Annotated in this window: 28 protein-coding genes; 15 read left to right on the plus strand and 13 right to left on the minus strand. The window is 37.0% G+C overall.

Translation table 11 applies throughout. The features are described 5' to 3' along the window. Positions 1–4: 4 nt before the first annotated feature. The 5 genes from QRD39_RS06980 (at position 5) to rpsD (ending at position 4,968) form a co-directional block, all read left to right on the plus strand. A complete protein-coding gene (locus QRD39_RS06980; protein ID WP_285956090.1) occupies positions 5–1,969 on the plus strand; it encodes a DHH family phosphoesterase in 1,965 nt (654 codons plus the stop codon). Position 1,970: 1 nt separating this feature from the next. Then, complete coding sequence (gene rplI, locus QRD39_RS06985; protein WP_008535997.1) at positions 1,971–2,429, plus strand: 50S ribosomal protein L9; 459 nt, start codon at positions 1,971–1,973, stop codon at positions 2,427–2,429. 42 nt (positions 2,430–2,471) lie between these two features. Next, positions 2,472–3,833: a replicative DNA helicase gene (dnaB, locus tag QRD39_RS06990; RefSeq protein WP_002888156.1), complete on the plus strand. Its 1,362-nt coding sequence runs from the start codon at positions 2,472–2,474 to the stop codon at positions 3,831–3,833. A 23-nt stretch (positions 3,834–3,856) separates the two neighbouring features. After that, positions 3,857–4,159, plus strand: coding sequence for a Veg family protein (locus tag QRD39_RS06995; protein WP_002888157.1), 303 nt, complete (start codon positions 3,857–3,859; stop codon positions 4,157–4,159). 197 nt (positions 4,160–4,356) lie between these two features. Beyond that, positions 4,357–4,968 (plus strand): 30S ribosomal protein S4, encoded by a 612-nt coding sequence (gene rpsD, locus QRD39_RS07000; RefSeq protein WP_002885833.1) that lies wholly within the window; start codon positions 4,357–4,359, stop codon positions 4,966–4,968. A gap of 227 nt (positions 4,969–5,195) precedes the next feature. On the opposite strand, the gene QRD39_RS07005 is transcribed toward rpsD, so the two are convergent. Next, positions 5,196–5,384, minus strand: coding sequence for a hypothetical protein (locus QRD39_RS07005; RefSeq protein ID WP_021152682.1), 189 nt, complete (start codon positions 5,382–5,384; stop codon positions 5,196–5,198). Positions 5,385–5,499: 115 nt separating this feature from the next. Between QRD39_RS07005 and QRD39_RS07010 the strand changes: the two genes are divergently transcribed. After that, positions 5,500–5,862, plus strand: a complete 363-nt coding sequence (locus QRD39_RS07010) for a DUF1304 domain-containing protein (RefSeq protein ID WP_021152681.1) — start codon at positions 5,500–5,502, stop codon at positions 5,860–5,862. A gap of 80 nt (positions 5,863–5,942) precedes the next feature. On the opposite strand, the gene QRD39_RS07015 is transcribed toward QRD39_RS07010, so the two are convergent. Continuing rightward, entirely contained in the window at positions 5,943–6,482 is a 540-nt protein-coding gene (locus tag QRD39_RS07015; RefSeq protein WP_002888160.1) for a TetR/AcrR family transcriptional regulator, read from the minus strand. Positions 6,483–6,610: 128 nt separating this feature from the next. Here QRD39_RS07015 and QRD39_RS07020 point away from each other — a divergent pair, with 128 nt between their 5' ends. Next, positions 6,611–8,980 (plus strand): YhgE/Pip domain-containing protein, encoded by a 2,370-nt coding sequence (locus tag QRD39_RS07020; protein WP_285956091.1) that lies wholly within the window; start codon positions 6,611–6,613, stop codon positions 8,978–8,980. Between the two features lie 38 nt (positions 8,981–9,018). On the opposite strand, the gene QRD39_RS07025 is transcribed toward QRD39_RS07020, so the two are convergent. The 3 genes from QRD39_RS07025 to QRD39_RS07035 are packed head-to-tail and all read right to left on the minus strand — an operon-like array spanning position 9,019 to position 10,749. Then, positions 9,019–9,855 carry a DUF4097 family beta strand repeat-containing protein gene (locus QRD39_RS07025; RefSeq protein ID WP_285956092.1) on the minus strand — a complete coding sequence of 279 codons (837 nt, stop codon included), beginning with the start codon at positions 9,853–9,855 and terminating at the stop codon, positions 9,019–9,021. After that, positions 9,852–10,436: a DUF1700 domain-containing protein gene (locus QRD39_RS07030; RefSeq protein ID WP_285956093.1), complete on the minus strand. Its 585-nt coding sequence runs from the start codon at positions 10,434–10,436 to the stop codon at positions 9,852–9,854. The genes QRD39_RS07025 and QRD39_RS07030 overlap by 4 nt, the downstream gene beginning before the upstream one ends. After that, the gene (locus QRD39_RS07035; protein ID WP_002888166.1) at positions 10,423–10,749 is read right to left on the minus strand and encodes a PadR family transcriptional regulator; all 327 of its coding nucleotides are present in this window, start codon (positions 10,747–10,749) and stop codon (positions 10,423–10,425) included. The genes QRD39_RS07030 and QRD39_RS07035 overlap by 14 nt, the downstream gene beginning before the upstream one ends. Before the next feature lie 162 nt (positions 10,750–10,911). On the opposite strand from QRD39_RS07035, the gene QRD39_RS07040 reads away from it, so the two are divergent. Further along, positions 10,912–11,520: an NUDIX hydrolase gene (locus QRD39_RS07040; RefSeq protein ID WP_021152676.1), complete on the plus strand. Its 609-nt coding sequence runs from the start codon at positions 10,912–10,914 to the stop codon at positions 11,518–11,520. Positions 11,521–11,681: 161 nt separating this feature from the next. Here QRD39_RS07040 and QRD39_RS07045 read toward each other — a convergent pair whose 3' ends face one another. Both QRD39_RS07045 and QRD39_RS07050 read right to left on the minus strand, forming a co-directional pair. Next, positions 11,682–13,052 carry an MFS transporter gene (locus tag QRD39_RS07045; protein WP_285956094.1) on the minus strand — a complete coding sequence of 457 codons (1,371 nt, stop codon included), beginning with the start codon at positions 13,050–13,052 and terminating at the stop codon, positions 11,682–11,684. A gap of 40 nt (positions 13,053–13,092) precedes the next feature. Further along, positions 13,093–13,218 carry a hypothetical protein gene (locus QRD39_RS07050; RefSeq protein ID WP_037609435.1) on the minus strand — a complete coding sequence of 42 codons (126 nt, stop codon included), beginning with the start codon at positions 13,216–13,218 and terminating at the stop codon, positions 13,093–13,095. A 102-nt stretch (positions 13,219–13,320) separates the two neighbouring features. Between QRD39_RS07050 and QRD39_RS07055 the strand changes: the two genes are divergently transcribed. Next, entirely contained in the window at positions 13,321–13,650 is a 330-nt protein-coding gene (locus QRD39_RS07055; protein WP_008536009.1) for a winged helix-turn-helix transcriptional regulator, read from the plus strand. Positions 13,651–14,246: 596 nt separating this feature from the next. Here QRD39_RS07055 and rpmG read toward each other — a convergent pair. Beyond that, positions 14,247–14,396 carry a 50S ribosomal protein L33 gene (gene rpmG / locus QRD39_RS07060; protein ID WP_002262412.1) on the minus strand — a complete coding sequence of 50 codons (150 nt, stop codon included), beginning with the start codon at positions 14,394–14,396 and terminating at the stop codon, positions 14,247–14,249. A gap of 15 nt (positions 14,397–14,411) precedes the next feature. Then, positions 14,412–14,594, minus strand: a complete 183-nt coding sequence (rpmF, locus tag QRD39_RS07065; RefSeq protein ID WP_002885630.1) for a 50S ribosomal protein L32 — start codon at positions 14,592–14,594, stop codon at positions 14,412–14,414. Between the two features lie 223 nt (positions 14,595–14,817). On the opposite strand from rpmF, the gene QRD39_RS07070 reads away from it, so the two are divergent. The 6 genes from QRD39_RS07070 (at position 14,818) to yaaA (ending at position 21,556) form a co-directional block, all read left to right on the plus strand. Then, positions 14,818–15,930, plus strand: a complete 1,113-nt coding sequence (locus tag QRD39_RS07070; RefSeq protein WP_285956095.1) for a vitamin B12 independent methionine synthase — start codon at positions 14,818–14,820, stop codon at positions 15,928–15,930. A 303-nt stretch (positions 15,931–16,233) separates the two neighbouring features. Then, entirely contained in the window at positions 16,234–17,514 is a 1,281-nt protein-coding gene (gene hisS / locus QRD39_RS07075; RefSeq protein WP_285956096.1) for a histidine--tRNA ligase, read from the plus strand. 7 nt (positions 17,515–17,521) lie between these two features. After that, positions 17,522–17,944, plus strand: a complete 423-nt coding sequence (locus tag QRD39_RS07080) for a hypothetical protein (protein WP_021146614.1) — start codon at positions 17,522–17,524, stop codon at positions 17,942–17,944. Positions 17,945–18,053: 109 nt separating this feature from the next. Beyond that, the gene (gene aspS, locus QRD39_RS07085; RefSeq protein ID WP_285956097.1) at positions 18,054–19,805 is read left to right on the plus strand and encodes an aspartate--tRNA ligase; all 1,752 of its coding nucleotides are present in this window, start codon (positions 18,054–18,056) and stop codon (positions 19,803–19,805) included. Beyond that, positions 19,798–20,739, plus strand: a complete 942-nt coding sequence (locus QRD39_RS07090; protein WP_002887485.1) for a YitT family protein — start codon at positions 19,798–19,800, stop codon at positions 20,737–20,739. The genes aspS and QRD39_RS07090 overlap by 8 nt, the downstream gene beginning before the upstream one ends. 85 nt (positions 20,740–20,824) lie before the next feature. Beyond that, positions 20,825–21,556, plus strand: a complete 732-nt coding sequence (yaaA, locus tag QRD39_RS07095) for a peroxide stress protein YaaA (RefSeq protein WP_285956098.1) — start codon at positions 20,825–20,827, stop codon at positions 21,554–21,556. A gap of 35 nt (positions 21,557–21,591) precedes the next feature. Here the strand turns inward: yaaA and nrdG are convergent, their stop codons facing one another. From nrdG to nrdD, 4 genes are all read right to left on the minus strand, one after another. Then, on the minus strand, positions 21,592–22,197 hold the full coding sequence (gene nrdG, locus QRD39_RS07100) for an anaerobic ribonucleoside-triphosphate reductase activating protein (RefSeq protein ID WP_285956099.1): 606 nt from the start codon (positions 22,195–22,197) through the stop codon (positions 21,592–21,594). A 4-nt stretch (positions 22,198–22,201) separates the two neighbouring features. After that, positions 22,202–22,702, minus strand: coding sequence for a GNAT family N-acetyltransferase (locus QRD39_RS07105; protein ID WP_285956100.1), 501 nt, complete (start codon positions 22,700–22,702; stop codon positions 22,202–22,204). A 1-nt stretch (position 22,703) separates the two neighbouring features. Continuing rightward, entirely contained in the window at positions 22,704–22,835 is a 132-nt protein-coding gene (locus QRD39_RS07110) for a hypothetical protein (protein ID WP_021146612.1), read from the minus strand. Between the two features lie 89 nt (positions 22,836–22,924). Further along, a complete protein-coding gene (nrdD, locus tag QRD39_RS07115) occupies positions 22,925–25,129 on the minus strand; it encodes an anaerobic ribonucleoside-triphosphate reductase (protein ID WP_285956101.1) in 2,205 nt (734 codons plus the stop codon). Positions 25,130–25,148: the final 19 nt, after the last annotated feature.

Genomic DNA, 25,148 nt, shown 5'->3' on the forward strand with positions numbered 1-25,148 from the left:
TTATATGAAAAGATTTCACTTTGCAACGATTCATCTTGTAATGATAGGGTTAATTCTTTTTGGAATTGCTACCATCTTTGTTCGCATTTTAAAATCTGAGTCTGCACTCATTTTTGCGCTTTTTATCATTATGGTAGTGGTTGTTGCCTTATTACATTACCAAAAGACAACATACGAATCCTTGGAAATAGAACAATTAGATGAACTAAATCAGGATGTTGAAGATTCTTTGAAGACCCTTCTTGGAAAAATGCCTGTTGGGGTAATTACTTTTGATGAGAATGATCATATTGAATGGTTTAATCCTTATGCGAAGCTAGTACTTTCGGATGAAAACGGAAACTTCAATAAGCAATTGGTTGCTAATTTTATTGCTCAGAAGCGTAAAGGATCACCATCCAATGTGATTACAGTTGGCGAAAACAAATATGCTGCTTTTGTTGACTTTGATAATAAGTTGATTTACTTTATTGATAATGTTTATAATCATGATACGAATACAGACCCAAATATGACACGTCCTGTTATCGGTATTATTTCAGTCGATAACTACGACGATGTGACAGGAAGTTTGCCAGATGCAGATGTTTCAAAGATAAATACATTCGTAGCAGGTTTTATTTCAGAGTTTGCCAAAGCTAAACACATCCATTATCGACGTATTGAAGGTGACCGTTTTTACTTTTTCACTAATTACAGGGTTTTAATGGAGTTCATGAATCAAAAGTTTTCTGTTTTAGATGATTTTCGTCAACAAGCTCAAGAACGTGGTTTACCACTGACACTGAGTATGGGGATCTCATTTGGAACAATTAAGCATGATCAAATCGGACAAGTGGCTTTGCAGAATCTTAACATTGCCCTTGTTCGTGGTGGGGATCAGGCTGTAGTCAAGGAAAATGATGATCACAAAGAATTACTATACTTTGGCGGAGGTTCTGTCTCAACGATCAAGCGTTCTCGCACAAGAACAAGAGCTATGATGACAGCAATTTCGGATAAGTTGAAAACAGTCGAAAGAGTATTTGTTGTTGGACACCAGAATTTGGATATGGATGCCTTAGGTGCTACTGTCGGAATGGCTCACTTTGCTAGTCAGATTGTTCGAAAGAGCTTTGCTGTTTACGATGATGAATCTATGAATGCTGATATTGCGCGTGCAGTTAATCGTTTGAAGGAGGATGGACAGTCACCACTGATTACACTTTCAGAGGCTGAGGAACTGGTTAATCAGAATTCATTGCTGATTATGGTCGACCATTCTAAAGTAAATCTGACTTTATCTAAGAGTTTCTATACTCGATTTAACGAAGTTATTGTCGTAGACCACCATCGTCGTGATGATGATTTCCCTGAAAATGCCGTTTTGACCTTTATTGAAAGTGGAGCAAGCTCTGCTTGTGAGTTGGTTACGGAATTGTTGCAATTTCAAGGGGCTCCAGAGCGGTTAAGTAAAATTCAAGCTTCTATCCTTATGGCAGGTATCATGCTGGATACTAAAAATTTCTCAACTCGTGTAACAAGTCGAACGTTTGATGTTGCCTCATACCTTCGTAGTTTAGGAAGTGATAGTGGAGAAATTCAAACGATTTCGGCTACGGACTTTGAGGAGTATCGACGTATTAATGAGTTGATTTTAGCAGGTGATCGAATTACCAACGATATTATCGTTGCTATGGGTGAAGATCATAAATGCTACAATAATGTTGTTATTTCAAAAGCAGCAGATACGATGCTTGCTATGGCTGGAATCGAAGCCACTTTTGTTATCGCTCGTACAAGCGATTCTACGGTAAATATATCTGCTCGAAGTCATAAAACAATTAATGTGCAACGTATTATGGAAAAGTTAGGTGGCGGAGGGCATTTCAACTTAGCTGCCTGTCAAATAAGAGATTGTGGTGTTGCGAAGGTAAAAAATAAATTAATTGAAACTATTATGGGAGAGTTGGCTCCTAAGGAGGACTAAAATGAAAGTTATTTTCTTACAAGACGTTAAAGGAAAAGGAAAAAAAGGTGAAATCAAAGAAGTACCGTCAGGTTACGCTCAAAACTTCTTGATTAAAAAGAACCTTGCTAAAGAAGCAACAAACCAAGCCATCGGTGAGTTGAAAGGTAAACAAAAATCTGAAGAAAAACATGCTGCAGAGTTGTTAGCTGAAGCAAAATACGTTAAAGAGCAACTTGAGAAGGAAGAAAATCGTCTTCAATTTACTGAGAAGGTTGGACCAGACGGTCGTACTTTTGGTTCAATTACAGCTAAAAAGATTGCAGAAGGGCTTCAGAAACAATTTGGAATCAAGGTTGATAAACGTCATATTGAACTTGAACATCCTATTCGTGCGATTGGTTTGATTGAGGTTCCTGTAAAGCTTCATAAAGAAGTAAGTGCAAAAATTAAGCTTAATATCAAAAATAGTGCTGAGTAAACCTTGACACTATAAGTAAATCTTGTAAAGGAGGGAATAATTGTGTCAGAAACTCAAGAATTACGGGTACAACCTCAGGACTTAGTGGCTGAGCAGTCTGTTCTGGGTGCTATTTTTATTAATCCTGACAAGTTGATTGCAGTTCGAGAATATATCGAAGCAGATGACTTTTACAAGTATTCCCATCGTGTCATTTTCAAAGCAATGGTGACTTTGTCGGATCGAAATGAAGCCATTGATGCCACGACAGTACGTACCATTCTAGATGACCAAGATGACCTCCAAAATATAGGGGGTATTTCTTATCTTGTAGATTTGGTCAATAGTGTACCCACATCTGCCAATGCTGAATACTATGCTAAAATTGTGGCTGAGAAAGCCATGCTTCGTCGTATTATAAGTAGATTGACAGAGACTGTCAACCAAGCCTATGAGGGTTCAACTGAATCTGATGAAATCATTGCAAATGCCGAAAAAGCCTTGGTGGATGTTTCGGAGCATAGTAATCGTAGTGGTTTTCGTAAAATATCTGAAGTTCTTGATGTCAACTTTAATACTTTGGAGATGCGTTCACAACAAACGTCGGATGTTACCGGATTGCCAACTGGTTTCCGTGATCTTGACAAAATTACAACAGGTTTACACCCTGATCAATTAATTATTTTAGCAGCTCGTCCTGCTGTTGGTAAAACAGCTTTCGTTCTAAACATTGCTCAGAACGTTGGCACTAAGCAAAATAAAGCTGTTGCAGTTTTCTCACTAGAGATGGGGGCGGAAAGTTTAGTAGATCGTATGTTGGCTTCAGAAGGTATGATTGATTCCCATGCTTTACGTACAGGTCAATTGACAGAGCAAGATTGGAATAATGTTATGATTGCTCAGGGAGCTCTGGCCGAGGCACCTATTTACATTGATGATACTCCTGGTATTAAGATTACTGAGATTCGGGCACGGTCTCGTAAATTGTCACAGGAAGTAGAGGGTGGTCTAGGTCTTATTGTCATTGACTATTTACAGTTGATTACAGGGACACGGCCAGAAAATCGCCAACAAGAGGTATCAGATATTTCGAGACAGTTAAAAATTTTGGCCAAGGAGCTCAAAGTTCCTGTAATTGCCCTGAGTCAGTTATCTCGTGGCGTGGAACAACGTCAGGATAAACGTCCTGTGTTGTCTGATATCCGTGAGTCAGGATCTATCGAGCAGGATGCCGATATTGTTGCCTTTTTATATCGTGAGGATTACTATCGAAAAGAAGGCAAAGAACCAGAGAACGAGATTGAAGATAATACAATTGAAGTTATTCTGGAGAAAAATCGTGCTGGAGCACGTGGAACGGTTAAATTGCTATTTCAAAAAGAGTATAATAAATTTTCATCGATTGCTCAGTTTGAGGAATCATAACTTTCAGATTTAAGGAGATATATATGAGTGATGCATTTGCAGATGTTGCCAAGATGAAAAACATCAAGGAAGCTATTAAGGCCCATGAAGGTCAGTTGGTGGAATTGACCCTAGAGAATGGTCGTAAACGTGAAAAGAACAAGATTGGCCGTTTGACGGAAGTCTATCCATCGTTGTTTATTGTTGAATATCAAGACTTCAGTTCTCAAGCAGGAGCTATTAACAATAGTTATGTTGAGTCTTATACTTATTCAGATATTTTGACTGAGAAGACCCTAATTCGTTATTTGAGTCCTGAGGAACAGGCTGAAATCGAGAATAAATAAGAAAAAGCCTTTACTTGGGCTTTTTTTCGTGGTAGAATATTGAAGTATGTGAAATAATAGCAGGATAAAATGAAGCTCGTCAACAGAAAGTCAGCTAGAAAAGTAACCTTTGCTGTTTGGGCGAAGTCTTTCTGAACGAATCAGGTTTATCTAAAACGTTATTTCCTAAAAAATTTTTTTATAGGAGGACATTATTAATGTCACGTTATACAGGTCCATCATGGAAACAATCACGTCGCCTTGGTTTCTCACTTACAGGAACAGGTAAAGAATTGGCACGTCGTAACTACGTACCAGGTCAACACGGTCCAAACAACCGTTCAAAACTTTCAGAATACGGTTTGCAATTGGCTGAAAAACAAAAACTTCGTTTCTCATACGGTTTGGGTGAAAAACAATTCCGTAACTTGTTCGTACAAGCTACTAAAGTTAAAGGTGGAACGCTTGGTTTCAACTTTATGGTTCTTTTGGAACGTCGTCTTGACAACGTTGTTTACCGTCTTGGTCTTGCAACTACTCGTCGTCAAGCACGTCAATTTGTAAACCACGGTCATATTCTTGTTGATGGTAAACGTGTTGACATCCCATCATACCGCGTTGAAGTTGGTCAAGTAATTTCAGTTCGTGAAAAATCAGCTAAGGTTCCTGCTATCCTTGAAGCAGTAGAAGCTACTATCGGACGTCCAGCATTCGTATCATTTGATGCTGAAAAACTTGAAGGTTCATTGACACGTCTTCCAGAACGTGATGAAATCAACCCAGAAATCAACGAAGCACTTGTCGTTGAATTCTACAACAAAATGCTTTAATTTTAAGATTATTGTATCGAAAAGCCCGTTGTTATGGGCTTTTTCTTTGTTTTCAAAGACTATTTCGACAATTTGCTTACCTTTTTGCTTACTTTTATATAGATTTTAGAGCCATTTCATAGAATGAGACGGCTTTTCTGTTTTCTAATATTAAAAATCCCCTAGTCTATCTAATACAAGTGACTAAGGGGTTCGAAATATTATGATAGATGACTTTGAGGTATTGATTATTTATTATCCAATCCACCTTCGAAATCTGCTGAAACATTCTCAACGTAGTTAGTGAAGTAGGTTTCAAAATCTTTTTTTAGTTGGTCGTACTCCTCTTCGGAGTAATCTCTATCCTCTATATAAGCCTGAAATCTAGGGATTTTCAAATCTTTTTGGAGACGCTGGATTACTTCTGTCTTTGTCATAAAAACCTCTCTTTCACACTTTATTTTACCATATTTTAAATCGAATAAAGCATTTAGGTTGTTTTAGAGTTTTACTTTTGATATACTGTCAAAGTTACTCAAGAAGGGAGATATAATGTCTATTATTACACTAATTTTAGCTGGGATTGTTGCTTTGGAACATCTCTATATCATGTATTTGGAAACTTTTGCGACGCATTCGGACACGACTAGTCGTGTTTTCAATATGAGCAAAGAAGAACTTCAACGTGATTCTGTTACAAACTTATTTAAAAATCAAGGGATTTACAATGGTTTGATTGCTGTGTTCCTCTTGTATGGTATTTTTACAAATAGTCAACTACTTGTAACGATTTTTGTCCTTAATGTTTTCTTTGCTGCTGTTTATGGTGCTGTAACTGCTAATAAGAAAATTATTTTAACTCAAGGTGGACCTGCAATTTTGACCTTGTTTTCACTTATTATCCCTTTATTTTAGGGACTTAATTGTAGAAGAAAAAAGTTGCTTTAACCATTGAGATGGTTAAAGCAGCTTTTTGTGTACTTCTATATATTGCTTTATTGAGGAATAAATCGTAGAAGAAAGTCTGTCATTTCTTGAGGAGATTCTTTTTTTCCTTTATTTATCCAGGCTTGACAAGCGCCAAAAATAGCATGCGCAAAATAAATACTGGCATAGTCTTTCTCGAATCCTTTGAGAGCTCTTTCTTCAGCTGTAGGGACAATGAAGTCCTCAGCTATCATACGCTGAAGTTTATGTATCAGAAAATCTTGAATTTCTTTTGATCCATTTGTAGACAATAGAGCTGACAGGAGCTTTTCACGAGTGAGAAAATCAAAGATTTCGAGAAAGGCTCCCTCTTTCTTTCCTTCATATTTATCAAAGATGTATTCTAGTTTATGAAAAAGCTCTTTTTGATAACTATCAATCATCTCATACTTATCTTTGTAGTGAGTATAGAAACTAGAACGGCTAATCCCAGCTGTTTGAACTAGACGAATAGTTGTAATCTCATTGAAATCTTGGTCCTTAAGACATATTACTAAAGCATCTAAAAGTGCTTTTTTAGTTTGCTCGCGCCGTTGATCTTGTGTCATATGTTTCTCCTTTTATACACTTTTAGACGTTGTGTCCAAAAAATAATTCTTTAATATTGATTTTCATATAAATGAGTTTATAATTGATTATATCATAAAAATAAACACACTGTCTAAAAAGGAGAAATATGTTAGCAGAATTAAAGGCTCTTCTTAAAAGTCCAAAGCTATGGATAACTATTATTGGGGTCTCATTGATACCCGCTTTGTATAATCTAATCTTTTTATCTTCTATGTGGAATCCTTATGGCAATGTCAAACATTTGCCAGTGGCGGTAGTAAATAAAGATAAGAGTGCTAGTTTTCAGAATAAAACTCTAAATATTGGTCATGATATGGTAGACAATATGTCTAAAAATAAAAATCTGGACTATCATTTTGTGACTGAAAAGGAGGCACAAAAAGGAATAGATGATGGTAATTACTATATGGTGATTACTTTCCCAGAAAACCTCTCAAGTAATGCAGCAAGCCTTTTGACTAATGATCCTAAGAAACTGGAAATTTCTTATCAAACAACAGCAGGACATAGCTTCGTTTCTTCAAAAATGAGCGATTCTGCCATATCTAAGTTAAAGGATACCGTTTCTAAAAATATTACATCAACCTATGTTGGAGCTGTCTTTAAGAGCATGTCTCAACTTCAGGGTGGTATGGGAACTGCAGCGAATGGGGCCAGTCAATTATATGCAGGTGCAGGTGCACTTCAATCTGGAAGTCAAACCTTATCAAATGGCCTAGGAACTCTTGCTGGTTCGACACAAACATTGGCGACAGGTGTAGATACCTTGAGTTCAGGCGCATCTGCTTATACTTCAGGTGTGTCAACTTTGTCAGGTGCTTTGTCACATTTAAATAGTAACTCTGAGGCTGTCAATTCTGCTGCAGGTCAATTTGCTTCAGGTGCAGAAGCTATGAACGCTCTGGTAACTGGTGCGGATTCTTTGTCTACAGCACTTAGTCAAATGGCTACAGCAACAAGTTTATCTGAAGAACAGCAAGCACAGTTGTCAACCTTGTCAACTAATTTAACTGATTTGAATACAGCAATTCAAAATCTTAATACGGCAGTAAGTAATACATCATTATCTAGTGGAACATCAACAACATCAGTAGATACAAGTTCAATAGCGACTTATCTTTCAAATATCTCTTCTGCAGCTAGCTCTATAGCCACAGCTAGTGCCACTGACAAAGCGAACGATTTAGCTGCGGTACAAGGAACAGCTGCATATCAGAGCTTGACAGCAGATCAACAAGCAGAGATTACATCAGCAATTAGTAATGCAGGATCGACAGCTAGTAGTTATGCTTCAACTATTGCAACAGATGTGTCAAGTATGTCAACAGCTTTATCTAGCTTGACAGGTACGACAACTACAGGTAGTGGAGATTCAAGTAATTTAGCTACTTTACAAACGTCGATTTCAGGTATTGCTAGTTCAGCCAATGCCCTTCTTCCAGCAGCCTCATCGACTGTATCATCAATGCAATCTAATATTGCTAGTCTCAATTCAGTACTTGTCAATCAATTGTCACCTGGAGCAAGTCAGGTTGCCTCAGGTGTGTCAACAGCTCAAAGTACTTTAGCTACAGGTGCAAGCAATCTCTCAACAGGTTTGTCAACCTACACAGGTGCTGTGTCAACAATTGCCAGTGGCGCTCAAACTCTAGATGCTAATAGTAGTAGCTTGTTGTCTGGATTTGCCAGTCTTCAAAATGGTACAAATGCTCTCAATACAGGTGCCCAACAATTAGCAACCGGCGGAAATACTTTGACAAGTGGATTGACAAGTCTGTCAACCAACCTCTCTACATTGTCTGATTCGTTAAATAAGGCTAATCAGCAACTATCTCTTGTTTCGGTAAAATCAGACAATGCAAAAATGGTTAGTGCTCCGCTCAATGAGAAGAAAACAGATAAGGATAAGGTTGACACAAATGGTGTGGGAATGGCTCCATATATGATTTCTGTTTCTCTTATGGTTGTAGCTCTTTCAACCAATGTCATCTTTGCTAAGAGTTTGACAGGAAGAAACTTTACTAGCCGTTTTGACTGGGCTAAGAATAAGTTATTTATCAATGGTATTATTACGACAATGGCTGCTATTGCCCTTTATATTGCTATTCGATTTGTGGGGGTTGTACCAAATCATCCATTAGCTACATTTGGTATGATTCTCCTTGCAGCATGGACTTTGATGGCTCTGGTTACAGCCCTTGTAGGTTGGGATGATAGATATGGTGCATTTGCTTCCATGATTATGCTACTTTTGCAGCTAGGTTCTAGTGCAGGAACTTATCCGATTGAACTAAGTCCTAAGTTCTTTAAGGTCGTTCAACCATTCCTACCAATGTCTTACTCCGTGTCAGGTCTTCGTCAAACGATTTCTATGACAGGACAAATCTCAAATCAGGTACGCATGCTGTTCATTTTCTTACTTATTTTTGTAGTTGTAGGTATTGTTATTTATAGACCAAAGTCTGAGAATGTATAAACTAAAAGTCAGCTCTAATTAGAGCTGACTTTTTTACGTTATTCGATGTAGATATCACCTAGATCAGAGGTAATGGTAAGTGTGTTGTCTTTTGAGTTCTTAAGGTTATTCGTAATCTCTGTTTCTCCCGAATGACTGTCAGCTTGAACATTAACAGTATGATTTTTAAGACTTATTTCAACGTCACCTGAAGTAACATCAAGCTTGTTATGCCCATTAAATACCAAGTTGTTACCGGTATAATCCCCTAATGCAATAGATAAATCAGAGTTAGCGAAAAGCGTATCATTACTTTCAACACTACCGACAGCAAGATGGGCCTCTAGGTTATTAACAGTCGTCTCGGTAAATGTTAGGTCACCTACTTTAAGGTCAATATTTGACTGTTTAATTGTGCTATTATTTAAATCTAAATTTCCAGATGCCAAATCTGCCTTTAGAAAATCAATTGTTTGGTTTTTAGGGAGTGTAATGATTATGGTATTGCTTTCGTTGAGAGTAGATAGATTTATTAAATCTTTTAATCCGAATAAGTTGAAATGATTATGAGAAGTTAGAGATTTATCAGAATAATTCTCGTTGATGCTTAATTGACGTTCCTTTACAGTGATGTCAATTGGATTTTTCTTTTTTTGATAATAAGTGATAGTTGCTTTACTAACGTTTCCAGTTTTAATAAGGATATTGTAGCTGTTACTTTTTATATCCATTCGATTGAAGTCGTTAACTTCTTTCTTTACAAAATCCAGATCATTTTTGGGCTGATTTTGTAAATCAGTTAAGGCTCCATGGCTGTAGCCCCAAATTGCTAATCCCCCACCTAAGAATACAGAAATGAGAGATATTCCAAGGACGACTTTTTTCCAAGTTTTCATGATTTTCTTCCTTTCCTGATGAGCCATTTAATCAATAGAGTAATTAGCTTTACAATAAGTTTACAGATTTCAAATGAAACCAAAAGTAGTAAGAGCGCTCCCCCAAACATCAACAGTCCTAGACCTACTCCAAACAGTGTTGAAGCCAGTGAAACACTTGAGAGAGAGAAGCTTGTAAAGAAAGTGTAAACACCACTAATGAGTAAGGCAAAGGTAAGAGCTAAGGCAGTCACTATGACTGCGAAAATAATCATAAGAAGTGTCATTAGCATAGCTAAGAAGAATAGTAAAATTGGTAAGGCGACTGGACTGGCTAAAACAGCTAGGATAGCAATCCAAAGGATAGTCGTTTTATTGCGTAAGCTGCTCTTATCCTCAATAATCTTTTCATCAAGCAGACGAGTGATGACTTCATGAGCGGCTTCCTTAGGTGTACCTAATTCTGCAATAACTTGAGCTTCATTTTCAGGTCCAGCCTCCTCAAAGTACTCCATAAAATATTCTAGAGCCTCTTCGTAGTCCTTTTGTGGTAATTTTCGTAGATATTTTGTTAATTTGGCTAGATATTCAGTCTTTGTCATGTCTTAATCTCCCTTCCACAATACCGTCCAGAGTTTCTTTATAGGTTAACCATTCCTTATTAAGAAATTCTAACTGTTCTTTTCCCTCCGAGGTAATACTGTAGTATTTACGTTTTCTACCTTGATATTCTTGACTATAGGTCGTCATATAGCCGGCCTTTTCAAGTTTTTTAAGAATAGGATAAAGTGTTGATTCCTTGATATTAGCTGCAAGTTTTATGGTTTGACTGATCTCATAACCATAGGAGTCTTCTCTATCGATAATAGCCAGTATTAAGAACTCTATCAGGATTGATGATGTTGGAAAATACATAGTCTACTCCTTCGCTTTTAGGATATGTATAAAAATTATATATAATTATTTTACATATTGAGTGTACCTCTTTTAGAAATATATGTCAATATTTTATATATAAAAATTTTATATAATAGGGCTATCTTGTTTTTTATGATAAGATGAAGTTAAGGAGTTCTTATGATTATTAAAGATAAATTGGCTCACTATGAGCCTAAGCCCTTGGGAGAATCTGGTCGCTATGCAGTACTCTTACCTTTGCTATACAATGAAAAAAATGAGAAGTATCAGGTTCTTTATCAAGTACGAAGTGAACATATTTCTCAGCCGGGAGAAGTTTCTTTTCCAGGTGGACATGCCGAAGATGGCGAGACTTTTCAAGAAGCCGCCATACGAGAAACTTGTGAGGAATTAAATATAGTTCCTAATCAAATTGATATTTGGGGAGAGATAGACTATCTTGTTCATCAGGGGAGAACCGTTCATTGCTTTGTAGGAAAACTGAATATAGATAATTGGGAAGATATTTCACCTAATGAAGAAGTGGCTCGTCTGTTTACAGTAGATATTGACACCCTGTTGACAGAAAATCCAGTTTATTATACAGTGACTTCTACCTTGAGTGATGCGAAAGATTTCCCATTTTTCCTGGTAAAAAACAGAGATAGATATAATTTTGGGTACAGTGAACGTCATATTCCTTTTTACAGAAACTTGACAGAAAATATATGGGGGATGACAGCTATGTTTACACATAGATTTACAGATATTTTGAAAGATTTAGATTGAAAATAAAAGATCAACATATTATTGTTGATCTTTTTGTTATTAGTTAGATTGTTTACAAGGTGTAAAAAAAAATAAAATCTATTTCTGATATAGGAGTTTAGATTATTGATAAATAATATAAAACGCAATCAACTTTTAAATTGATTGCGTTCTGTTTAGTTTTATTCTTTTCCATAAAGGTAACGACTAGCAATTAACCAAGTAGCAATATACATTATCACGTTAACCAAAAATGCGACAACGATGACTATATTCCAATCATGGGATAAATTAGTAGTTACAATCCCCATAATTGTTGTACCAAAAAGTCCTCCAATCTGTTTGTTAGCGTTTAGAGTTGCACCAGCAATTCCAGATAATTCTTGACCAGCAGCTTCCATAAGAATGGTTGTAGTTGCTGGAGTTAACACTCCGATACCTAGACTCATTAAAGAAAATAAAGGAATTAGGATGTATAGTTGAATTTCATGAAAAAGAACTCCAATTCCAAAAATTCCTGCTGCTCCTACAATGGCAAAAATAATTGAGACAGTAGCGAGGCTTCCCACGGAAAATCGTTTTACAGCACGTGCGTAAAATAAATTACCAATAATTAAGACAATCATTCCTGGTAGAATGAGGAGTCCAGAAACCATTGAGGAAAGGTTTAAATAAGTTTGAAAATAGAGTCCTAGCACCAAAACAATGCCATATAGTGAAATGTTAACTACTAAACCTAATAGATTAGAGACAATAAACTTAGCATTTTTTAATAGTTGGTGGGGAACAATAGGTGCTTTACTTTTTTTATCGTGGACTACTAAACCAATAGCAAATAATATAAATAGGAGAAGAAACAATAAAAGATTTGAGTTACTATAACCATATTGATTCCCTTCAACAAGGTAAATAACTAGATTTCCGATAGTTGTAACCAGAAATATATTACTAAAGATGTCAATTCTGGTCTTTAGATTGGCAATATTATTTTTCACGAGAAGTAATATTGAAATTACTGTCAAAATTCCAAATGGAATATTGACTAAGAAAATACCCCTCCATCCGAAGTAGTTAATAATTAGTCCACCAATAAAAGAACCAGTACCGGTTGCAACAGAAATAATTGCTGTCCAGATTCCTAACATACGTGCTCTTTTAGTAGAATCGGGGTATGAAATGAATAAAAGTGCTAATGAACTTGGCATGAACAAAGAAGCACCGAAACCTTGAATGAATCTAAGTATAATTAATGTTTCAATATTTGGTGAAAAAGAGCACCCTAACGAGGCAAGTGTAAAAATTGTCATTCCAATTAATAAAATTCGTTTAGCACCATATTTTGTTGTTAAATTTCCTGAAAGTAGGAGCAAAGACCCTAAAGCTAGTGTATAGGCATTAATAATCCAAATGGATTGCTCTAATGAGACGCTTATAGCTGTTTCAATATGAGGCACTGCAAGAACAACTCCGGTTGTATCTAGGACTGCCATAATGTATCCTAGCGAAAGAATAAAAAGTAGATAAGCTGGTGCTTTTGTATTTGTTTTTTTCATCAAGCTTCCTCCGTTATTTCATCAAACTAATTTTTATTTATCAATCAAAAGCAATATGTTTAACTTTCTGAAAATATTTTACTTGAGTATGTCCAGTACTAAAGTATCTTCCATCAGCGCAACCGAGAATATCTTCGATACGGTCAAACATAGTTGTAATATCCATAGTAATTTCTCCCTTCAAGTGATACAATTAACTTATCATGTAATTATTTATGAAACAAGAAGGGAAAAAAAGTATAGTAACTATCAAAAAAGGAGGAAATGAATGGAGACTTGTAAGATGCAACCTTTGAAAAAATCAATTTGTCCAGCAAGAAGGGTCTTGAATTTACTAAAGGGTAAATTTACTCTTGAGATTTTATCTGAAATTATTGATGGTAATATACATTATGGTAGTCTTCTGCGTAGTGTAGAAGGTATTAATCCTAGAATATTAGCGCAACGGTTACATGATTTCGAGCAAGAAGGCATTTTATCAAGAAAAGTTTTACCGACATCGCCTCCACAGGTTGAATATAAAATGACAAAAAAAGGTATTGCTCTAAGAAGCATCGTTGAAGAAATGAAAAAATGGGAGCAAACTTATAGTAATTAGATTGAATTTACATAATTTATTACTAATATTTTTCTATAAATAGAAAATGTAATTCTGAAAGATTTGGTAACCTTGTTAATCAAGGCAACGTAAAACACTAGTTCAAATGTGTGACTAGATTTTTTGGCTCTATAATTTTTGTCTAGGGTAAAACCATAGGTAGGAACAGGAAAAATAAAAAATCATCTAAATAGTTGTGTGAATTTTTGGTATAGATTAGCTCGATTCAATGATTTTAGGGTAAGATTCACACCATTCAGATGAAATAAGTTGAGATTGATTGGAATAACGCTTTCAGAAAAGTGTATAGATGCTTGATATTAAAGGCTTTTGATTTTCAGTCAAACAGAAGTTGTTAAAACCAGAACTAAAAAAGCTCATAAAGCAAGTTGATTTTCAAAATGTTAAAAGACGCTCTAGTTAGTCATAAAACTAGAGCGTCTTTTATTTGGTTATCCTATTAAATTTTTCAAACCTAAAAAGGTAGAGAAAAAGGTAGAGATTGAATTGAAATACAGTTCAATATATAGAGTTTGACAAAAAGAAAAAACGCTTGAAATCAGCGTTTTTCTTTTGTATTGATTCGTATTGAATCCTTATTTAACCTCAGTAAAGATTACGTGTTTACGCAATTTTGGTGAGTATTTTTTCAATTGAAGACGGTCTGGAGTGTTACGTTTGTTTTTTGAAGTAAGGTACAAGCGTTCACCAGATTCTTTGTGTTCAAGTGTAATATTTACGCGCATGGTATCTCCCTTCTATTATTTAGCTGCGTTAGCTTTAGCGATTTTACGTCCTTTGTAGTATCCTTTAAGTGATACACGGTGTGAACGTGAGTAATCTCCAGTTGTTTCGTCAAATTGTACTGATGGAGCAGTCAATTTGTAGTGTGTGCGACGTTTGTTTTTCTTCGCTTTTGAAGTGTGACGTGCAGGTACTGCCATTTCTTTATTTCCTCCGAATTAATATTTATGTTCTTGATTTTAAATCAACTATAACAGAATAACATATCTTTTTTGTAAAGTAAAGTTACTTGACAAAAAACTTTTTAGGAAGTCTCATAGTTAATAGCTATATCAATGGATAATATTTATATATTTCACAGCTATAACTGTAAGTGCTAGAATAGGATTATTATAGTAAGAGAATCAAAAGGAGTAAATAGCTATGAGTAAAGTACATTATCATTTTGACCATGTTGGGTCTTACCTTCGTCCGCAAGCTTTAAAAGAAGCACGTGAAAAATTTGCAGATGGGGACATTTCTCAAGATGAATTGTTGAAAGTACAAGATGAATTGGTTAAGGAATTGGTTCATCATGAGGTAGAAAATGGTCTTCAAGTAGTTTCTGATGGTGAATTTGGTCGTTCTTGGTGGCACCTTGATTTCCTATGGAACCTAACTGGTTTTGAAGCTTACCAACAAGAAGATTCATATAAATTCCATGGAGCTAAGACACGTACTACCAACGTTCGTATCAATGATAAAATTGCCGAAAATCCTAATCATCCTTTCTATCGTGACTTTGAATATCTTAAATCAGTGACTCCTGAAGGAATTACTCCAAAAGTAACTATTCCAAGTCCATCACTCATCATTAACCGTGACCACCGTAGTGATCTTTATGCAGATTACTATGATTCATGGACAGATTTTCTTGATGATTTGGCAAAAGCTTACCATGATACCATCCAACATTTCTACGATTTGGGTGCACGTTATGTACAGTTGGATGATACGACTTGGGGTTATTTGATTCAACAGTTTGAGAATGAAAAAAATAATCCTGAGAAAACAGCTGAGTTGGCAAAAATTGCTGAGGATGATGTATACACTATCAATAAAGCCTTGGAAGGTCTTCCAGAAGATTTGACTTTGGCTACTCATATTTGTCGTGGAAACTTTAAATCAACTTATCTTTTTGAAGGTGGCTATGATTCAGTAGCTAAATATCTTGGTCAATTAAACTATGATATCTTCTTTTTGGAATACGACGATGCGCGTTCAGGTAGCTTCGCTCCACTTCCAACAATTTGGAATAATCGTGATCATGTTGAATTGGTCCTTGGTGTGATTACTTCTAAGGATCCTGCTTTGGAAGATGTAGATGCTGTTATCGCTCGTATCCATGAAGCAGCAAATCTTGTATCACTTAAGAACCTCGGTATTTCAACTCAATGTGGCTTTGCATCGACTGAAGAAGGTAATATTTTGACAGAGCAAGACGAGTGGAATAAGTTGCAACTGATTAAATCAATTACTGATAAAGTTTGGTCATAATAGAACAAGTGTATAGGATGGGGTTAGCCTGTCCTATTTTTAATAGCAAGAAAGGTATCATGGAAGACAAAGAGATAAAACAAAGAATTCTATAGGTTTTTGGAAAAAGGAGAGCCCCTCATAATTTCACTACTTGTTTGTTGATGAATAGGATTAACCATTATACATACCGGGAGTTTTGTTTCTTCTTTCAAAAATACTCTACCATTTCCCAAATGCCATGCAATTTATGTTAGAATAGAGTGATTATATCTGTAATAACGGAAAAGGAGGGCAGGCCCATTTGAGGTCTGTATCATTATTATGAAACTTCAAAAACCTAAGGGCACGCAAGATATTTTGCCTGCTGATAGTGCCAAATGGCAGTACGTGGAAAATGTTGCACGTGAAACATTTAAAAAATACAATTATGGTGAGATTCGTACACCTATGTTTGAACATTATGAGGTTATTTCACGTTCAGTAGGTGATACAACTGATATTGTGACTAAGGAAATGTACGATTTTCATGATAAGGGAGATCGTCACATCACTCTGCGTCCGGAAGGAACAGCGCCCGTTGTACGTTCTTATGTAGAAAATAAACTTTTTGCGCCAGAGGTTCAAAAACCTGTTAAAGTATATTATATTGGTTCAATGTTCCGTTATGAACGTCCTCAGGCAGGTCGTTTGCGTGAGTTTCACCAATTGGGGGTAGAGTGCTTTGGATCAAAAAATCCAGCAACAGATGTTGAAACCATTGCTATGGCCTATCAACTCTTTAATACGCTTGGAATTAAGGATGTTACCCTTCATTTGAATAGTCTTGGAAATACTGAAAGTCGTCTGGCTTATCGTCAGGCCTTGATTGACTATTTGACACCAATGCGTGAGAGTTTATCAAAAGATAGTCAACGTCGTTTGGATGAAAATCCCTTGCGAGTGCTCGATTCAAAAGAAAAAGAAGATAAGCTTGCAGTTGAAAATGCTCCATCTATCCTTGATTATCTAGACGAAGAAAGCCAAGCTCATTTTGACGAAGTGCGTACCATGCTTGAGAGTCTTAACATTCCTTACGTGATTGATACCAACATGGTACGTGGTTTAGATTACTATAATCACACGATTTTTGAATTTGTCACTACTATTGATAAGTCTGAATTGACAATCTGTGCGGGCGGTCGTTACGATAGTTTGGTTGAGTACTTTGGTGGTCCAGAAACAGCTGGTTTTGGTTTTGGACTTGGTTTGGAACGTTTGCTCTTGGTTCTTGATAAACAAGGTATTACTCTTCCTGTAGAAGAAGGTTTGGATGTCTACATTGCAGTTCTAGGTTCAGAAGCCAATGGTAAAGCACTCGAGTTAGCTCAAGCTATCCGTCATCAAGGATTTAAGGCCGAACGTGATTACCTTGGACGCAAGATTAAAGCACAATTTAAGTCAGCAGATGCCTTTAAGGCTAAAACTGTCATCACCTTAGGTGAGAGTGAATTAGAGTCAGGTCAGGTTAGTGTTAAAAATAATACCACTCGAGAGGAAGTAACTGTAAGTTTTGAGGAACTAACAGAGAATTTTGCAGCAGTTCTGGACCAATTAGAAAAGTAGGAGGCTTATGGTTAGTATAGTTGATATGCTTAAACGGAGTGAAAACTTTAGTTTGGCTTTTAATCGTAGTATGCCTATTCACTTTCAACAACAGTTTTGGCAGTTGATTGCTCTTCTGGATAAACATGAAATTACCTGGTTTAATGACGAGCCTGCAAGTGACCATGCAATGTGTCAACAGTTACTTGGTCAAGTTTGGCGTCAAGATTGCCAAGATGTGGTCTTAAGTTTTGAAACTCAGGAACGTTATTTAGGGTGGCAGGTAGATGAAGAAACTGATGAACTTAGTGTTATTATTGAAGATGTTTATGGTTTCCGATGGAATAGTTTACTTGATTTAGAGACTGCTGATTATCGTTTTGAAGATTTTGAAGAATTTGCTGAAGATTACGTAGATACTAGTGATTTGTTGAAACAATTTGGTAAATAGTTTGATAAAAAAGAAAGTCTATTAAAATTCTAACCCGAAATGGGTGGGGTTTTGATGGGCTTTTTGCTATAATAGTTAAGACTAAAAAATTAACGAAAGAAGTGTAATTATGAAACGTTCTATGTATGCCGGACGTGTTCGAAGCGAACATATCGGAACTACTATTACTTTGAAAGGTTGGGTATCTCGTCGTCGTAACCTCGGAGGTTTGATTTTCATTGACCTTCGTGACCGTGAAGGTTTGATGCAATTGGTTGTTAACCCTGAAAATGCAGATGCAGCTGTTGTTGAAACAGCCGAGAGCTTGCGAAGCGAATTTGTTATTGAAGTAACAGGAACTGTTGAAGCGCGTGAACAAGCTAATGACAACTTGCCTACAGGTGCTGTCGAACTTAAAGTTGAAGACCTTAAAGTCCTTAATACTGCCAAAACAACACCGTTTGAAATCAAAGATGGTGTTGAGGCTAGTGATGATACACGTATGCGTTACCGTTACTTGGATCTTCGTCGTCCAGAAATGTTAGAAAACTTTAAGCTTCGTGCTAAGGTAACTCACGCTATTCGTAATTATCTTGATGACTTGGAATTTATCGATGTCGAAACACCAATGTTGACAAAATCAACACCAGAAGGTGCACGTGATTATTTGGTGCCAAGTCGTGTTAGCCAAGGTCATTTTTACGCTCTTCCGCAAAGTCCTCAAATCACTAAACAATTGTTGATGAATGCTGGTTTTGACCGTTATTATCAAATTGTTAAGTGTTTCCGTGATGAAGATTTGCGTGGAGACCGTCAACCTGAGTTTACACAAGTTGACTTAGAAACATCATTCCTTAATGAGCAAGAAATCCAAGATATTACAGAAGGATTGATTGCCAAGGTTATGAAAGAAACTAAAGGGATTGATGTCACACTGCCATTCCCACGTATGTCTTATGATGATGCCATGAATAACTATGGATCCGATAAGCCAGATACACGCTTTGATATGCTTTTACAAGACTTGACAGATGTTGTCAAGGGTGTAGACTTCAAAGTGTTTGCTGAGGCACCAGCTGTTAAGGCAATTGTTGTCAAAGGAAATGCAGATAAGTACTCACGTAAAAGCATTGACAAGTTGACAGAGTTTGCTAAACAATTTGGTGCTAAAGGTCTTGCTTGGGTTAAAATGACTGATGGTGCTCTAGCAGGTCCAGTTGCTAAATTCTTGACAAGTATTGAAGGTAAGTTGACAGATGCTTTACAACTTGAAGAGAATGATTTAGTCCTTTTTGTAGCAGATACTCTTGAAGTTGCTAATAATACACTTGGCGCTTTACGTAATCAAATTGCTAAAGAACTTGACATGATTGATACCACTAAGTTCAACTTCCTTTGGGTTGTTGATTGGCCAATGTTTGAGTGGTCTGAAGAAGAAGGACGTTATATGTCTGCTCACCACCCATTCACCTTGCCAACAGAAGAGTCTGCATCAAATCTTGAAGGGGATCTTTCTAAGGTACGTGCTGTGGCTTATGATATTGTCTTGAATGGTTATGAGCTTGGTGGGGGTAGTTTACGTATCAATCATAAAGACCTACAGGAACGTATGTTGAAAGCCCTTGGCTTCTCTGAAGAATCAGCCTACGAGCAATTTGGATTCCTTCTTGAAGCTATGGACTATGGTTTCCCACCACACGGTGGTTTGGCTATCGGTCTTGACCGTTTTGTTATGCTTCTTGCAGGTAAAGATAATATTCGTGAGGTGATTGCCTTCCCTAAAAATAATAAGGCATCAGATCCTATGACTCAGGCTCCAAGTCTTGTGGCTGATAAACAGTTGGAAGAACTTGCCCTTCATGTAGAATTAGAAAATGAATAAAACACGTCTTCACAAACATGTTAAATTTGTAGCGAAAAAATCTGCGAAGAAGATAGGTGTTTGGCAGGCTATTCGTAGTATTTCTCGTGAAAAATATACTGAGAAGGTCTCAGCATCGTTACTATACGGACTCTTATCATCAATCGCTGTGAATTTCTTTTTTCAACCAGGTCACGTCTATTCAAGTGGGGCAACAGGATTGGCACAGGTTTTATCAGCATTGAGTGTTAGAACTCTTGGTTTTGAGATTCCTGTATCATTGACTTTTTATGCTATTAATATTCCGCTCTTGATTCTTGCATGGAATAAAATTGGCCATAAATTTACTATCTTCACCTTCATTACAGTAACAATGAGCTCCCTGTTCATTCAGGTAATGCCTCATGTCACCTTGACCGAGGATCCTTTGATTAATGCTATCTTCGGTGGCTTGGTTATGGGTACAGGTATTGGATTTGGTTTGAAATCTCGTATTTCAAGTGGAGGTACGGATATTGTCAGCCTTACCATTCGTAAGAAAACTGGTCGTGATGTGGGAAATATCTCTCTGATTGTCAATGGGATTATCATGATTTTTGCCGGTATACTTTTTGGTTGGAAATATGCCCTGTATTCAATGGTGACAATTTTTGTCTCAAGCCGAGTAACGGATGCGATTTTTACTAAGCAAAAGAAAATGCAGGCTATGATTGTTACAAGTAATCCTGATCCAGTTGTACGAATGATTCAGAAGAAACTCCACCGTGGAGTAACAATGATCAATGATGCGGAAGGTACTTATAATCATGAAAAAAAAGCAGTTTTGCTGACTATTATTACCCGTGAAGAGTACACTGATTTTAAGTATTACATGAGAAAAGCAGATCCTAAAGCATTTGTTTCTATTGCTGAAAATGTACATATTCTAGGTCGTTTTGTTGATTTAGATGACTAAGTAAAAAGGAAGTTGACGTCTGTTGACTTCTTTTTTACTAGAGAGAATTCTTGACGAAATGTTTACATGACCTTACAATAACAGTATGATTAGATTTTTGATTCCAACTGCAAAAGAAATGAAGACCCTCAATGAAGTTCCGTATCAGAAGATTTCTGAAAAGAGTGTGGCTATTCTCAAAGAAATGGCAAAGTTATCCACAGAAGAATTATCCACAGCTTATAAAATAAAGCCTGAGCAGGCTGAGAAAGAGAAGCAGCGCTGGGATAGAATGTTGGCTGGGGAAGCAGGGAGCTATCCTGCAATAGAGCTTTTTAATGGCTTGATGTATCGCCATATTAAACGTAGTGACTTATCCACAGGTGAAAAAGATTTCTTAAGCCAACAGGTATTTATTACATCTTCTTTTTATGGGATTATTCCAGCTTTTTATTCAATTCAAGAACATCGTCATGACTTTCATACGAAGGTTAAGGTTGATGGTCGGTCCCTAAAAAACTACTGGCGTGCTGAATATGATCAATTCCTAGAAGAGAGTCAAGTTCCAGTTGTTTCTTTACTTTCAAGTGAATTTGAAGATGTCTTTAGTCCAGCTCTTCGTAAGCAGTTATTCACAGTTAGTTTTATGGAAGACCGTAATGGTCTTCTTAAGACACATTCAACGATTTCTAAAAAAGCTAGAGGGGCTTTTTTGACGGCTGTAATGAAAGAAAATTGTCAAACCATTGATGACTTACGAGAATTATCCTTTGATGAGTTTCACTATCGTGAAGATTTATCCTCTGAGCATGAGCTGTTCTTTGTTAAAATAGTTTAGAAAAAAGCCTGAGTTTTTTGAACTCAGACTTTTCTTTATATCATATCTTTACGATCGACTTGCTCATAGTTAGTTTGACCGTCATTTAACTTGTCCCAAATAACGACCTCTCCTTGATTAAAAGATTTTTTGACATCAATAATACGTTGATTAGACGATCCTCGAAACTGAAGCATAAGGTTCTTTTTAGTAATGTCAAAGCGTCCATCTACGAGAATGTCAATGAGATGAAGAAGCTCGATCTTATCAGGAGTTTCAAGCATCAACTCCTCCCAAGTATAACCAGTCCAAGACCAAATATCTTTTTCCGGGAGTTCCTCACGAATGCGTTTGACTAGGGGAATGAGAATTCCTGTGTTTAGGAAGGGTTCACCACCCAGTAGCGTGAGACCTTGTACGTAAGGTTGAGCTAGGTCCTTCATGATTTGTTCCTCAAGTTCTTTAGTATAGGGAATTCCTGCCTTAAAGGACCAGGTGGCAGCGTTATAGCATCCCTCGCAATGAAACATGCAACCAGAGACATAAAGTGAGTTACGCACCCCTTCACCATCGACGAAATTAAAAGCTTTGTAGTCAATAATACGTCCTTGGCTAAGTTCTTCAGACTTCCATTCTTGAGGTTTTGGTGTATTCCATGTCATAATTCTACTCCAAATCTATCCAATAGCGTTCAATTTCATTGTGAATATTCTCCAACTGACCACCATTGGCTAAGATAACAGCACGACTAGCAAAATTTTCGATATTACAGGTTATTAGAGCTCTAGTAATATTCTTTTTCTTGGCCATTTGCAAGCCTTGGCGGAGAGATTCTTTAGCATATCCCTTACCTCTTTCAGACGGACGGATAGAGTAGCCAATATGACCACCTTTTTCTAGTAAGTAGTCATTTAATCGGAGACGGAGGTTGAGAAAGCCAAGAGCATGACCTACTTCGTTGAAGCTAACCAGCTGGATAGCAGGAACCCAATTTTCAGGAATATTGAGTCCTGCTTCTGCCTGAAAATTTTCTTCTAGCCACTCTTCATAAATAAAGTTGTCTGCATTCCAAAATCCACCGTCATGGGCAGAATGCTCTCTTTCAAATTCATCCATCATTTCTAAGATAGCTTCTTTATCTGCTTGACTTGGTCGGCGTAAAATCATCTTATTTCTTCTTTCCAGCTTTTTTCAAAAGAGCCTGGACACGTGCTTTTTTATTATTTTTGACGGTTGCATTTTTTTCGTGGTAACGTTCCACTTGCTGCATACCTTTATAATCTAATTGATATTTTCCCATGCTATTCCTTTCTAAAAATGAAATAAGCAAAGCAGTTGGAGGGTATCGTCCAGCTGCTTCTAGTTTGTGATAACATCCCCTATGATATGTTAGATATGTTTTCCTTCATATTTTATAGTTGAGCCATTCATATGTTTGACTCGGGCTGAGATTTCTTTGTGGCGTCCTTTAACCATTGGGCGTGCCTGTGGATTTCCTAAATAACCACATGTGCGTTTTACGACATCAACTGTTTTAGGATCTGTATTGCCACAGTTAGGGCACATGAATCCACGTTCTGTTGGAGTGAAATCCCCTTCAAAGTCACACTTGTAGCATTTATCAATTGGAGTATTAGTACCAAGATAGCCGACACGGTCGTAGGCAAAATCCCAGACAGCTTCAAGTGCTTTAGGGTTTTGTTGGAGGACTGGATATTCACAATAATGGATGAATCCACCAGTTGCCCCAGCTTCTGGGTAATCTTTCTCAAATTCCAACTTTTCAAATGGTGTTGGATTTTTACGAACATCGTAGTGGAAGGAGTTGGTGTAATATTCTTTATCTGTAATATCACTGACAATACCAAATTTTTCAGTATCCAGGCGACAGAAACGATCAGTCAAACTTTCTGATGGTGTTGAATAAACAGAGAAATGATAATCATATTCGTCCGACCAATTTTCACAAGCATTTTTCATAGCTTTAACGATAGCTAACGTAAATGCCTTGGCTTCTGAATTAGTTTCCCAATCGCTACCATAAAAAACAGATGCTACTTCATAAAGTCCAATGTAACCAAGTGATACGGTTGCACGGCGATGTTTGAAAAGTTGGTCGACACTGTCGTATTTACCTAGACGCTGACCAAAAGCACCATACTGATAAAGGATAGGTGCATTGGCAGGTGTAGCTTCTTTGGCACGTTCAACTCGATAGACGAGAGCATCTTTAGCAATTCCCATTCGTTCCTCAAAGATTTCCCAGAACTTTTCCTTCTCACCCTTAGACTCTAAAGCGATTCTAGGAAGATTAAGGGTTACAACACCAAGGTTCATTCGTCCAGAGTTAACTTCAACACCATTTTCATCCTTCCACCCTTGTAGGAAAGAACGACATCCCATAGGAGCCTTGAAGGAACCTGTCAATTCAATAATTTTGTCGTATGAAAGCACATCTGGATACATTCGCTTGGTCGCACATTCAAGAGCTAACTGTTTGATATCATAGTTAGGTGACTCAGGTTCCAAGTTAAGTCCACGTTTCAGGGTGAAAATAAGCTTAGGGAAAATCGCTGTACGATGTTCTGACCCAAGTCCTAAAATACGAACTTGTAGAATAGCTTTTTGAATTTCACGCTCAAACCAGTTGGTTCCCAAACCAAAACCGAGAGAGGTAAAGGGAGTTTGTCCATTCGATGTGAAAAGGGTATTAATCTCATATTCAAGAGATTGCATGGCATCATAGATATCTTTACGCGTTTTAGCACGTGCATAATCTTCTCGTTTATCTTCAGCAACCCAAACCTCAGCATCGGCCAAGTGCTTCTTATAATTTAATTGAGCATATGGAGCTAAAAACTCATCAATACGGTCCGCTGTACAGCCACCATACTGACTAGAGGCGACATTTGCGATGATTTGTGAAATTTGTGCAGTTGCAGTTTGAATGGACTTGGGACTTTCAACTTCCGCATTACCAATTTTAAACCCATTTGCCAACATGCCTTTGAAGTCAATCAAACAACAGTTGGTCATAGGTGTGTAAGGACTGTAGTCTAAATCGTGGAAGTGGATGTCTCCTTTTTGATGGGCATTTGCTACATGTGAAGGAAGCATCTTAAGCCCTACAGATTTTCCAACAATTCCTGCGGTTAAATCACGTTGTGTATTGTATAAGTCGCTGTCCTTATTGGCATTTTCGTGGACAACAGCTTGGTCTTTATTGACGAGTTTGTTAATGGTGAAATTGATGTCAGTGGCCTGAGAACGCTCAAAATCACGTTTGGTGCGATAGTTAATATATTCTTGAGCGATAGCATATTCGTTGGCTGAGAGCAACTCGTGCTCTACAATGCTCTGAATTTCATATATCTTGACATTTTGAGAAAAGCGATCATTGATTTCAGCCACAATACGATTGGCAATACTCTCCAATTTAACCTCAATTAGAGGTGTAACAGGTGTAATAGCATCACTAGCTTTGAGAATAGCTTCATATATCTTACTTGAATCAAAGGCAACCATACGTCCATCACGTTTGATGACTTTGATATCGGGGTTGACAGTAACCTTTTCTTTTTCTAATGTTATCATTTAAAATTCACCTCGCTAC

This window comes from Streptococcus raffinosi (genome assembly GCF_030284685.1).
GTDB lineage: Bacteria > Bacillota > Bacilli > Lactobacillales > Streptococcaceae > Streptococcus > Streptococcus raffinosi.

What these genes read in the sequence shown, in the direction of transcription:
- yaaA (WP_285956098.1), top strand. Translation starts at nt 20,825, where the DNA reads ATGATTAGATTTTTGATTCCAACTGCAAAAGAAATGAAGACCCTCAAT.
- rplI (WP_008535997.1), top strand. Translation starts at nt 1,971, where the DNA reads ATGAAAGTTATTTTCTTACAAGACGTTAAAGGAAAAGGAAAAAAAGGT.
- QRD39_RS07090 (WP_002887485.1), top strand. Translation starts at nt 19,798, where the DNA reads ATGAATAAAACACGTCTTCACAAACATGTTAAATTTGTAGCGAAAAAA.
- QRD39_RS07025 (WP_285956092.1), bottom strand. Translation starts at nt 9,855, where the DNA reads ATGAAAACTTGGAAAAAAGTCGTCCTTGGAATATCTCTCATTTCTGTA.
- QRD39_RS07070 (WP_285956095.1), top strand. Translation starts at nt 14,818, where the DNA reads ATGAGTAAAGTACATTATCATTTTGACCATGTTGGGTCTTACCTTCGT.
- rpmF (WP_002885630.1), bottom strand. Translation starts at nt 14,594, where the DNA reads ATGGCAGTACCTGCACGTCACACTTCAAAAGCGAAGAAAAACAAACGT.
- rpmG (WP_002262412.1), bottom strand. Translation starts at nt 14,396, where the DNA reads ATGCGCGTAAATATTACACTTGAACACAAAGAATCTGGTGAACGCTTG.
- rpsD (WP_002885833.1), top strand. Translation starts at nt 4,357, where the DNA reads ATGTCACGTTATACAGGTCCATCATGGAAACAATCACGTCGCCTTGGT.
- QRD39_RS07080 (WP_021146614.1), top strand. Translation starts at nt 17,522, where the DNA reads ATGGTTAGTATAGTTGATATGCTTAAACGGAGTGAAAACTTTAGTTTG.
- nrdD (WP_285956101.1), bottom strand. Translation starts at nt 25,129, where the DNA reads ATGATAACATTAGAAAAAGAAAAGGTTACTGTCAACCCCGATATCAAA.
- QRD39_RS07015 (WP_002888160.1), bottom strand. Translation starts at nt 6,482, where the DNA reads ATGACACAAGATCAACGGCGCGAGCAAACTAAAAAAGCACTTTTAGAT.
- QRD39_RS07010 (WP_021152681.1), top strand. Translation starts at nt 5,500, where the DNA reads ATGTCTATTATTACACTAATTTTAGCTGGGATTGTTGCTTTGGAACAT.
- QRD39_RS07050 (WP_037609435.1), bottom strand. Translation starts at nt 13,218, where the DNA reads ATGGATATTACAACTATGTTTGACCGTATCGAAGATATTCTCGGTTGC.
- QRD39_RS07110 (WP_021146612.1), bottom strand. Translation starts at nt 22,835, where the DNA reads ATGGGAAAATATCAATTAGATTATAAAGGTATGCAGCAAGTGGAACGT.
- nrdG (WP_285956099.1), bottom strand. Translation starts at nt 22,197, where the DNA reads ATGACATGGAATACACCAAAACCTCAAGAATGGAAGTCTGAAGAACTT.
- QRD39_RS07005 (WP_021152682.1), bottom strand. Translation starts at nt 5,384, where the DNA reads ATGACAAAGACAGAAGTAATCCAGCGTCTCCAAAAAGATTTGAAAATC.
- QRD39_RS07030 (WP_285956093.1), bottom strand. Translation starts at nt 10,436, where the DNA reads ATGACAAAGACTGAATATCTAGCCAAATTAACAAAATATCTACGAAAA.
- QRD39_RS06980 (WP_285956090.1), top strand. Translation starts at nt 5, where the DNA reads ATGAAAAGATTTCACTTTGCAACGATTCATCTTGTAATGATAGGGTTA.
- QRD39_RS07055 (WP_008536009.1), top strand. Translation starts at nt 13,321, where the DNA reads ATGGAGACTTGTAAGATGCAACCTTTGAAAAAATCAATTTGTCCAGCA.
- QRD39_RS07045 (WP_285956094.1), bottom strand. Translation starts at nt 13,052, where the DNA reads ATGAAAAAAACAAATACAAAAGCACCAGCTTATCTACTTTTTATTCTT.
- aspS (WP_285956097.1), top strand. Translation starts at nt 18,054, where the DNA reads ATGAAACGTTCTATGTATGCCGGACGTGTTCGAAGCGAACATATCGGA.
- hisS (WP_285956096.1), top strand. Translation starts at nt 16,234, where the DNA reads ATGAAACTTCAAAAACCTAAGGGCACGCAAGATATTTTGCCTGCTGAT.
- QRD39_RS07040 (WP_021152676.1), top strand. Translation starts at nt 10,912, where the DNA reads ATGATTATTAAAGATAAATTGGCTCACTATGAGCCTAAGCCCTTGGGA.
- QRD39_RS07020 (WP_285956091.1), top strand. Translation starts at nt 6,611, where the DNA reads ATGTTAGCAGAATTAAAGGCTCTTCTTAAAAGTCCAAAGCTATGGATA.
- QRD39_RS06995 (WP_002888157.1), top strand. Translation starts at nt 3,857, where the DNA reads ATGAGTGATGCATTTGCAGATGTTGCCAAGATGAAAAACATCAAGGAA.
- QRD39_RS07105 (WP_285956100.1), bottom strand. Translation starts at nt 22,702, where the DNA reads ATGATTTTACGCCGACCAAGTCAAGCAGATAAAGAAGCTATCTTAGAA.
- QRD39_RS07035 (WP_002888166.1), bottom strand. Translation starts at nt 10,749, where the DNA reads ATGTATTTTCCAACATCATCAATCCTGATAGAGTTCTTAATACTGGCT.